We start from the raw sequence: 10,372 nt of genomic DNA on the forward strand, positions 1-10,372 counted from the left end.
ATGACAGTTGCTATTTTCCAAGAGAGTACAGATCTTCATAGAACTCCGGATAGGAAATTTTAACGCAGTCCCCATCTTTGATAGTAAGTGTACCGTCACAAATTGTACCTGCAACAGCAAAGGACATGGCAATACGGTGATCAAGATAAGAATTGATCTCGGCACCATGAAGTGGCTTTCCTCCATGGATGATCATTCCGTCATCAGTCGGCTGAATATCAGCTCCCATGCGTTTCAGTCCTTCTGTTACCACTGCGATACGGTCGGATTCTTTTACCTTCAGCTCCTGTGCGTCCCTGATAACAGTAGTCCCCTCTGCAAAAGCTGCCATTACAGCGATCATCGGGATTTCATCGATCAGTGTGGGGATGATCTCACCTTCAACAGTGGTTCCGTGAAGACTGCTTGTGCGGATCAGCAGGTCAGCGGTAGGCTCACCCTCTGTACTTGCATTCAGCAGAGTAATATCAGCCCCCATAGTCTTGCATACACGAAGCATTCCGTCTCTGGTTGGATTAATGCCTACATTTTTAAGAAGAATCTCACTTCCGGGAGTAAGAAGCCCTGCTGCGATAAAGTAAGCAGCAGAAGAAATATCTCCGGGAACTTTAATCTCGCGTCCGTTCAGTACAGGCTCCGGTTCAATAGAAGCAGTTGTTCCCTGGGAAGTCACATTTGCGCCGAAATAATTCAGCATGATCTCTGTATGATTTCTGGAAAGTACCGGCTCAGTAACGCTGGTGATCCCATCTGCATACATACCAGCCAGAAGCACGCAGGATTTTACCTGTGCGGAAGCAACCGGTGACTGATAATGAGCGGCATGTAAAGGATTTCCTGTAATACGCAAAGGTGCGCATCCATTGCCTCTAAGACTTACGATATCAGCGCCCATAGACAGAAGAGGAGTCATAATCCTTTTCATTGGACGGGACTGAATGGAAGCGTCGCCGTTTAATTCGCTGGTAAAAGACTGTCCTGCCAGAATTCCGGAGATCAGTCTTGTGGTAGTCCCGCTGTTTCCCACATCCAGAGTTTCAGACGGAGCACTGAGTCCGTGAAGTCCCTTTCCATGAACGAGGATTTCGGAAGCATTTCTTTCAATATCGATTCCCATTTTCCGGAAACAGGAGATAGTAGAGAGACAGTCAGCTCCCTCAAGAAAATGTGTGATCTTTGTAGTACCCTGTGCAAGAGAACCGAACATAACTGCACGATGAGAAATGGATTTATCTCCGGGTACAGTGAGTTCTCCTCTGAGGTTTGTCTGTTTTTTTATTTCCATGTTTGATTCCTGCCTGTTTTTATAATATTTCTGTATTTCCCTGCAGTTATTTATAGCAATCTGCTTTTGACAAAATATTTTTGAAATGAATGTCAAAGGGTGATCTGTTTAGCGTTCGTAGACAATATAATTTCTTTTTTTAAGGAGTGCGGCACCCTTTTCCATAGAGATTCCGTCGTAGAATTCAATTTTGAGGACACCTTCCTCGAATTCACGGTTGTGAATGATACCGATATTTTTAATGCTGATCTTCTCCATCGCAAGGATAGTGGCAATCGTAGCAATACCGCCGGCCTCATCCGCAATATCAAGATACAGGACATAAGCCTTTTTCAGCAGACCATTGTCTACCACATCAATAGAATCACGGTAATCCCTGGAGCTTGCAAACATCTGATACAGACTCCTGGAGTCCTTGTTATCCACAAAACATTTGATCTGAACCAGCAGGCGGATGTAGTCATCCAGAACATTGGAGATATTCTGATTATTTTCCACACAGATCTGCTCCCACATAATTGGAGAAGAAGAAGCAATACGTGTGATATCACGGAAACCTCCGGCTGCAATCGTTTTCATATATTCCTGATCGCTGTCCAGCATATTGACAAGATTTACCAGTGCAGAAGCGATAATATGAGGCAGATGGCTGACTCCGGCAGTGATGAAATCGTGTTCTTCACTTGTAAGGACCATCGGGATCGCACCAAGGGAAGAGATCATCTCTGTGAAATCTGTCAGGCGTTCCAGTGCAACTTCACCGCCCGGAGTAATAATATAGTAAGCATTCTCAATCAGACGGTCACTGGAAGCTTCGAATCCGGTCTTTTCAGAACCGGCCATTGGATGACCTCCGATAAAACGGGATTCCATTCCAAGACGTTCTACTTCTTTATGGATAATGCCCTTGACACTTCCAACATCTGTGAGGATCGTGTCAGGACCGATATTGTCTTTGAAATATTCAAGATATTTTACATTAAATTCTACAGGAGCACACAGGAAAATATAATCGCAGCTCCTGAAACGTTCATCATGTTCTTCGCATACAGCATCGATCATATTGCTGCTTACTGCTGCAGCAAGTGTTTCCCGATCCTGATCATAAGCAAGAAGTCGGTAGTCTTCATGGTATTTTCGGATGGCCTTGGCAATTGATCCGCCAATCAGTCCGAGACCGATAAAACCGATAGTTTTCATAGTGGTTTTTGCATCCTTTCAGGTAACATTATTCGTAACTGTGAAAATACGGAACAGTTACATGATTTCATAATTTACTATTTTAAAGGATATGATTTGAAAAGTCAATTCATACGGCACTTTTATACATAAATAATTTAAAGCGACAAAGCGGACGCCGTATCATATGCAGATATCTTCCATGTCTTTCGCACTCTGGTTACTAGAGTGTGTCTGAAAAATCATTCCCGCAATCTACACGCCCCACTTTGCGGGATATTTCACCCGAATTCAGTTGCCGTAGCCCGCTACGGCGTCCTCATCTGGGTAAAATATCCCACAAATTGTGACGCACATCTTGCAGAAAGCCTTTTTCAGACACGCTCTAGGACTGCTATAGTCAACTGAAAAAACGATGCATTATAAATATTCGTACAATCAAAATCAGTCAACTAGCTGCGCACTTGAGATAAAATTCACAGTCGAGATCCGTGAAAATTACTGAAAATATATAAAATGCTCATCAATTTACAAGAAGTTCACAAAAAAAGATGTTAAAATTTCATAAAATACTTGAAAAATATAAAAAAATTTAGTAATATATAGCCATATCGTTGCTGCGGACGTTGCAAGCGGCAATAACATAACAGACAAACAGGGAGGTACGCAACATGGATGTATTTAGAACTGACCGAATTAGAAATGTAGTCCTTTTAGGTCATGGGGGCGCTGGCAAAACTACACTGGCAGAAGCAATGGCTTACTTAGCAGGAATGACTAACCGTCTCGGAAGAGTAGAAGACGGAAATACTGTCAGCGATTATGACAAAGAAGAGATTAAGAGACATTTTTCCATTTCTACCACATTGATCCCGGTACCGTGGGATAAGGTAAAGATCAATGTGCTGGATACTCCCGGATATTTCGATTTCGTAGGCGAAGTAGAAGAAGCAGTAAGCGCAGCAGATGCAGCGATCATTGTAGTTTCCGGTAAAGCAGGCGTTCAGGTTGGAACACAGAAGGCATGGAACTTATGTGAGAAATATAAACTTCCGAGAATGATCTTTGTTACAGATATGGACGTAGATGATGTCAGCTACCGTAAAGTAGTAGAACAGCTCACTGAACTCTACGGCAAGAAGATCGCACCGCTTCACTTCCCGATTCGTGAAGACGGCAAATTTGTAGGATATGTAAATGTTGTAAAACAGGCAGGACGTAAGTACATAGATAAAGGTAAGAAAGAGGAATGCCCGATTCCTGAATACCTGGATGAATATCTGGAGAAATATCACGATATCCTTATGGAATCTGTTGCAGAGACCAGCGAGGAATTCATGGACCGTTATTTTGAAGGTGATACATTCTCGGTAACAGAGGTTTCCGCAGCACTTGCAATGAACGTACAGGAAGCATCTATCGTACCTGTATGCATGGGCTCACCGATCAATCTTCGCGGTGTATCCAACTTACTGGATGATATCTGCGGATATTTCCCAAGCCCGGACAAACGCTCCTGCAACGGAATCGCTCAGAAGACAAATGAGATCTTTGAAGCAAACTACGACTTCACGAAAGTGAAATCCGCATATGTGTGGAAAACAATTGCAGACCCGTTCCTTGGCAAATATTCTCTTATTAAAGTATGCTCCGGTGTTATCAAATCCGATGACACTTTATTAAACGTAGAGAAAGGCGAAGAAGAACGTCTGAATAAATTATATGTACTTGAAGGATCCAAACCGATCGAGGTTCCGGAACTTCATGCCGGTGATATTGGTGCAATTGCCAAATTAAACAGCGTACAGACTGGTGACAGCCTTGCGACAAAAGCAAATCCGATTCTTTATCCGAAGGCACTTCTTTCCACACCATATACCTGCAAGAGATTTAAAGCAGTGAAGAAGGGTGATGAGGATAAGATTTCCCAGGCACTTGCGAAGATGATGAGTGAAGACAAGACACTTCGTGTAGTAAATGACAGTGCAAACCGTCAGAGCCTTATCTATGGTATCGGTGATCAGCATCTCGATATCGTTATGAATAAATTAAAAGAACGCTACAAAGTAGATGTTGAGCTGAGCAAACCGAAGGTTCCGTTCCGCGAGACGATCCGTAAGAATGCAGATGTAGAGGGTAAACATAAGAAACAGTCCGGTGGACATGGACAGTATGGACATGTTAAGATGCGTTTCGAGCCATCAGGCGATCTGGAGACACCTTATGAATTTGAACAGGTTGTAGTTGGTGGTGCAGTTCCGAAGAACTACTTCCCGGCAGTTGAGAAAGGTCTTCAGGAATGCGTATTAAAAGGACCTCTGGCTGCATATCCTGTAGTTGGTGTGAAAGCTACCTTATATGATGGATCTTATCATCCGGTAGACTCCTCAGAAATGGCATTCAAGATGGCAACGATTCTTGCATTTAAGAAAGGCTTTATGGATGCATCACCTGTACTCTTAGAGCCAATCGTATCTATGAAAGTAACTGTTCCGGATAAATTTACCGGTGATGTTATGGGCGACCTGAACAAACGTCGTGGCCGTGTTCTTGGTATGACTCCTGATCATCAGGGCAATACCATTATTGAGGCAGATGTTCCACAGCTTGAGATTTATGGATATTCCACAGATCTTCGTTCTATGACAGGTGGAAGCGGAGAATTCTCCTATGAATTTGCACGCTACGAGCAGGCTCCTGGAGATATTCAGGCAAAAGAAATTGAAGCCAGAGCAAGTAAGGTAGATAAAGCGGAAGAATAAAAAAGGGTAATTACTGACAGAGCAGTAATTAAAATATAGTTAAGAAATAAAAATGGCAGGACATTTTGCAGAGATGCGGAATGTCCTGTTTTTTCAGACACACTCTAGTGGTGTATTACTCGAAAATGCGAAATAAGTGCCATTTGTAAAGCAAAAACACTCGATACAGCGAAACGTTACATTGACAAACAGCCTTTGTTGAATTAAAATAAATTTTTAGGATAAGATGTCCATAATCGGACTGAAACCGCCGGAAATAATAAAAGCAGCTGTGTAGCTCAGTGGAGCAAACAGTAGTGGTGTCATGGACGCACCCTGAAAAAGACGGTATCTCGCCTTAAGTCAGATGCCTTGGTAACTCTGTTGCCGGGTAGTTCACATACAGCAAAATGTTGGAGGAAGTATAGAGATGAAATACTTGTTTAAAAAGATCGAGCCTAAGTGGCAGGCAAAATGGGAAGAGGCCAAAGTCTTCGAAGCCAAAGATAACAGTGACAAACCTAAATTCTATGGTCTGGTAGAGTTCCCATATCCAAGCGGTGCCGGTATGCACGTAGGACATATCAAAGCATATTCCAGTCTGGAGGTTATTTCCAGAAAACGTCGTATGGAAGGCTATAATGTACTTTTCCCGATCGGATTTGATGCATTTGGTCTCCCGACAGAGAACTACGCAGTAAAGACCGGAACACATCCACGTATCATCACAGATGAGAACATCAAGAGATTCTCAAACCAGTTAAAGAAAGTTGGATTTTCCTTTGACTGGAATCGTGTGATCGATACAACAGATGAAGACTACTACAAATGGACACAGTGGATTTTCCTGAAAATGTTTGAAAAAGGTCTTGTATTCAGAGACAGAACACTGGTTAACTACTGTCCGCACTGTAAAGTAGTCCTTTCCAATGAAGACAGCCAGGGCGGTAAATGTGATATCTGCCACAGCGATGTTGTTCAGAAATCCAAAGATGTATGGTATTTAAGGATCACCCAGTATGCAGATAAGCTTCTGGAAGGTCTGAAAGATGTAGATTATCCGGATAATGTAAAACAGCAGCAGATCCACTGGATCGGCAAATCAAAAGGTGCTTTCGTTAACTTCGATGTTGACGGAATCGATGAGAAACTTGAAATCTATACAACCAGACCGGATACTCTGTTTGGTGTAACATTCATGGTAATCGCACCGGAACATCCGATCATTGACAAATATGCAGATAAAATCACAAACATGGATGAGATCATTGCATATCGTAATGAGTGTGCAAAGAAAACAGAGTTTGAGAGAACTCAGCTTGTAAAAGATAAAACAGGTGTGAGAATCCAGGGACTTGAGGGAATCAACCCGGTTAACGGTAAGAAAATCCCGATCTACATTGCTGACTATGTAATGATGGGATATGGTACAGGTGCTATCATGGCAGTACCTGCTCACGACCAGCGTGACTATGATTTCGCAAAGAAATTCGGCATCGACATTATCGAAGTTATCAAAGGCGGAGATATTTCCAAAGAAGCCTATACAGGCGACGGCGAAATGGTAAACTCCGATTTCCTGAACGGATATGCAAAGAAGAAAGATTCTATTGAGCGTATGTTGGAAGAACTGGAGAAAAAAGGAATCGGTAAAGCCGGTGTTCAGTATAAGATGAAAGACTGGGCATTCAACCGCCAGAGATACTGGGGTGAGCCAATCCCGCTTATCCACTGCCCGAACTGCGGTGTTGTGGCAGTTCCGGAGAACGAACTTCCGCTGCGCCTGCCGGATGTAAAGGACTTCGAGCCGGGTGAAGACGGACAGTCCCCACTTGCAAAGATTGATTCTTTCGTAAACTGCACATGCCCGAAATGCGGTGCTGCAGCGAAGCGTGAGACAGATACTATGCCTCAGTGGGCAGGATCTTCCTGGTATTTCTTAAGATATACAGATCCGCACAATGCAAATGCACTGGCAGATATGGACAAACTGAAATACTGGATGCCTGTTGACTGGTACAATGGTGGTATGGAACACGTTACCAGACATATGATCTACTCCAGATTCTGGCATCATTTCCTGTATGATCTTGGCGTAGTAAATACACCGGAACCATATGCAAAACGTTCCATCCAGGGACTGATCCTCGGACCGGACGGAGATAAAATGAGTAAATCCAAGGGTAATGTAGTTGACCCGCTGGATATTGTAGAAGAATACGGTGCAGATACTCTTCGTACCTATGTGCTGTTTATGGGTGACTATGGCGCAGCTACACCATGGAGCGAGAACTCTGTAAAGGGCTGTAAGAAGTTCCTGGACCGTGTTGCAGGTCTGACAGATATCCTTTCTGAAGAATCTGTATCTGATGAACTGGAGATGAAACTCCACCGTACCATCAAGAAAGTTTCTTCTGATATCGAGAACCTGAAATTCAATACAGCAATCGCCAGCCTGATGACACTCATTAATGAGATTACAGCAGAAGGACACTTAAGCAAAGATGACCTTACCATCTTTATCAAACTGCTTAGCCCGTTTGCACCACATATCTGCGAAGAAATCTGGGAATTTATCGGAGGTGAAGGCTTACTGGCAGTTTCCGAATGGCCGAAATACGATGAAGGCAAAACAATTGCCAAGACCGTTGAGATCGGTGTACAGGTAAACGGTAAAGTAAGAGGAACAATCGTAATCCCTAACGGATGTGAAAAAGAAAAAGCATTCGAGATCGCCAAAGCAGACGAGAGAATTGCTTCCTTCCTGGAAGGTAAGAACCTTATCAAAGAGATTTATGTACCGAACAAGATTGTAAACTTTGTTGCGAAATAATAGAAACAGTAAAAAGAGGACTGACAGAAATTTTTCTGAACAGTCCTCTTTTGAGTTTGACAGCTGTATTTTTAGACCTTTTCAGGCAACCGCCTGCTGATATGCCGGAATGTCAGTGTAAACACGATTCCCTTCACGATAGAAGAGATTGTAAGCGCCCACCATACACCATTTAATCCCATTCCCGCATGTGTCAGGATCAATGCCAGCGGGATTCGTGAGCCTGTCAGGATCACACTGATCGTACTGGATAATCTGGTGCGTCCAAGTCCTGATAATGCGCCCACTGTCATCAGCTCAATGGACATAAAGACTTCACTGAATCCGATAATGATCAGATAATTGACAGCAGTGTCCAGAGCTTCTTTTTCATGGAAAAATAACCTGGCAATTGGTTCCGGAAGAAAGACAAAAGCTGCAGTGACAAACAGGCCCCAAATTGTGAGAACGCGAAATGACAGACTGTAACCTTTACGGATACGGTCTTTTTTTCGTGCACCGTAATTTTGGGCAATAAAAGCATTCAGTGCTGAAGCAAAACCATCAGCAGTATTCCAGGATACGGATTCAATCTGTCCGCCAACACGCTGCGTTGCAATAGCGGCAGCACCATAACCGGAAACCATACGGGTCAGAACCATGGAGATGAAACAGTAAATGCTTCCCTGTATAGCTGTGGGAAACCCGATCCTGAAAATGTGCTTATAATATTCTTTTGGAAAAACAGACAGCAGATTCAGATGCTGTAAAACATTTGGCTCCAGTCTGGAATGCCGGATACGCAGAACCATCACTACAAAAACCAGAATCTGTGAACTTACTGTCGCAATAGCGGCTCCGGCAACCTCCAGCCTCGGGAAAGGTCCGATGCCAAGGATCAGCAGCGGATCCAGGATCATATTTCCTGCAAGCCCGATAAAGTTTGCAAGCAGGGGAGTGCGGGAATCTCCCTGTGCAGTAGAGAGTCCTGTCAGCGTCAGATTCAGATAAGAAAAAAGGATCAGTCCACAGGTAATTAATGTATAAGATCTGGCAGCAGTATAAGTTTCTGCGTCGGTCAGATTAAAAAATCCCAGCAGAGGCTGTATGAAAATAACACAGACAGCAGCAAACAAAATGCCGGACAGTGCAGTGAGCTGCAGAGAACCGGCAGCATAGGAGCGTGCCTGGTCATAATCTTTGCGCCCGCATGCCTGAGCTGTATTTACCTGTCCGCCCATTCTTGACAGGGATGCAAGCCCCTGGGAGAGCCAGACATACATTCCGCCTACTCCCACGCCTGCAACCGCCTTTGCACCAAGCAGTCCGATCCATGCCATATCCATAATACTGTATGCTGTTCCCAGCATGGAAGAAATCATGATAGGCAGTGCCAGCTCTGCCAGAGTTTTCAGGATCGGACCGGAAGTCAGATCCACAGTTTTTGATTTACTCATTTGTAATAACCCTTCATGTACCAATTATTATAATACTTTTGTAGTCCATTTACTGCAGTCCCATACCTGAGAAACCACATCGCGGTAAAACTCCGGTTCATGGCAGATCAGGAGAATGCTTCCCTTATATTCGATCAATGCCTGCTTCAAAGCTTCTTTTGCATCCACATCCAGATGATTGGTAGGCTCGTCCAGAAGTAGAATGTTCGTTTCTTTATTCACCAGCTTACACAGACGCACCTTCGCCTGCTCCCCGCCACTCAGTACACGTACCTGACTTTCAATATGCTTGGTAGTCAGACCGCATTTGGCGAGAGCAGACCGCACCTCATACTGAGTATAAGACGGAAACTCTGCCCAGATCTCATCAATACAGGTAGTCTTGTTATCACCCTTTACTTCCTGCTCAAAATATCCAATCTGAAGATTCTCCCCAAGTTCGCAGGAACCCTTCAGAGACGGGATCAACCCCAGAATACTCTTCAGTAAAGTTGTCTTACCGATACCGTTTGCACCAACCAGCGCGATCTTATTTCCTCTTTCCATAGAGAGAGTAACAGGTCTGGAAAGAGGTTCACTATAACCAATAACCAGATCTTTCGTCTCGAAGATATATTTCCCCGGAGTACGTCCATATTTAAAATGAAATTCCGGCTTCGGCTTCTCGGCAGCAAGCTCGATCACATCCATCTTATCCAGCTTCTTCTGCCTGGACATTGCCATATTTCTTGTAGAAACCCTTGCCTTATTTCTTGCGACGAAATCCTTCAGTTCACTGATTTCCTGCTGCTGGCGTCTGTAAGCAGCCTCAAGCTGAGCCTTCTTCACCTCATATACTTCCTGGAAATGATCATAATCCCCGACATAACGGTTCAGTTCCTGATTCTCCATATGATAA

Annotated in this window: 6 protein-coding genes and 1 pseudogene; 3 read left to right on the plus strand and 4 right to left on the minus strand. The window is 43.8% G+C overall.

The window, feature by feature from the left end; genetic code table 11:
* Positions 1-10: 10 nt before the first annotated feature.
* Positions 11-1,285 carry a 3-phosphoshikimate 1-carboxyvinyltransferase gene (gene aroA / locus AC075J_RS05270; RefSeq protein WP_119252695.1) on the minus strand — a complete coding sequence of 425 codons (1,275 nt, stop codon included), beginning with the start codon at positions 1,283-1,285 and terminating at the stop codon, positions 11-13.
* A gap of 108 nt (positions 1,286-1,393) precedes the next feature.
* Entirely contained in the window at positions 1,394-2,485 is a 1,092-nt protein-coding gene (locus AC075J_RS05275; RefSeq protein WP_025576901.1) for a prephenate dehydrogenase, read from the minus strand.
* Positions 2,486-2,692: 207 nt separating this feature from the next.
* Here AC075J_RS05275 and AC075J_RS05280 point away from each other — a divergent pair.
* The 3 genes and pseudogenes from AC075J_RS05280 to leuS all read left to right on the plus strand — a co-directional run.
* Positions 2,693-2,800: pseudogene (locus tag AC075J_RS05280) on the plus strand (DUF6783 domain-containing protein); the annotation flags it as partial.
* 335 nt (positions 2,801-3,135) lie between these two features.
* A complete protein-coding gene (locus tag AC075J_RS05285) occupies positions 3,136-5,226 on the plus strand; it encodes an elongation factor G (RefSeq protein WP_055053442.1) in 2,091 nt (696 codons plus the stop codon).
* A gap of 409 nt (positions 5,227-5,635) precedes the next feature.
* On the plus strand, positions 5,636-8,038 hold the full coding sequence (gene leuS, locus AC075J_RS05290; RefSeq protein ID WP_025576898.1) for a leucine--tRNA ligase: 2,403 nt from the start codon (positions 5,636-5,638) through the stop codon (positions 8,036-8,038).
* 71 nt (positions 8,039-8,109) lie between these two features.
* Here the strand turns inward: leuS and AC075J_RS05295 are convergent, their stop codons facing one another.
* Together AC075J_RS05295 and AC075J_RS05300 are read right to left on the minus strand one after the other, a co-directional pair.
* Complete coding sequence (locus AC075J_RS05295; RefSeq protein ID WP_119245933.1) at positions 8,110-9,474, minus strand: MATE family efflux transporter; 1,365 nt, start codon at positions 9,472-9,474, stop codon at positions 8,110-8,112.
* 27 nt (positions 9,475-9,501) lie between these two features.
* Positions 9,502-10,372: ATP-binding cassette domain-containing protein (locus AC075J_RS05300; protein WP_476390110.1), on the minus strand; the 871-nt coding region annotated here is incomplete at its 5' end.

This window comes from Blautia sp. ZXY-1-C6 (assembly GCF_056339875.1).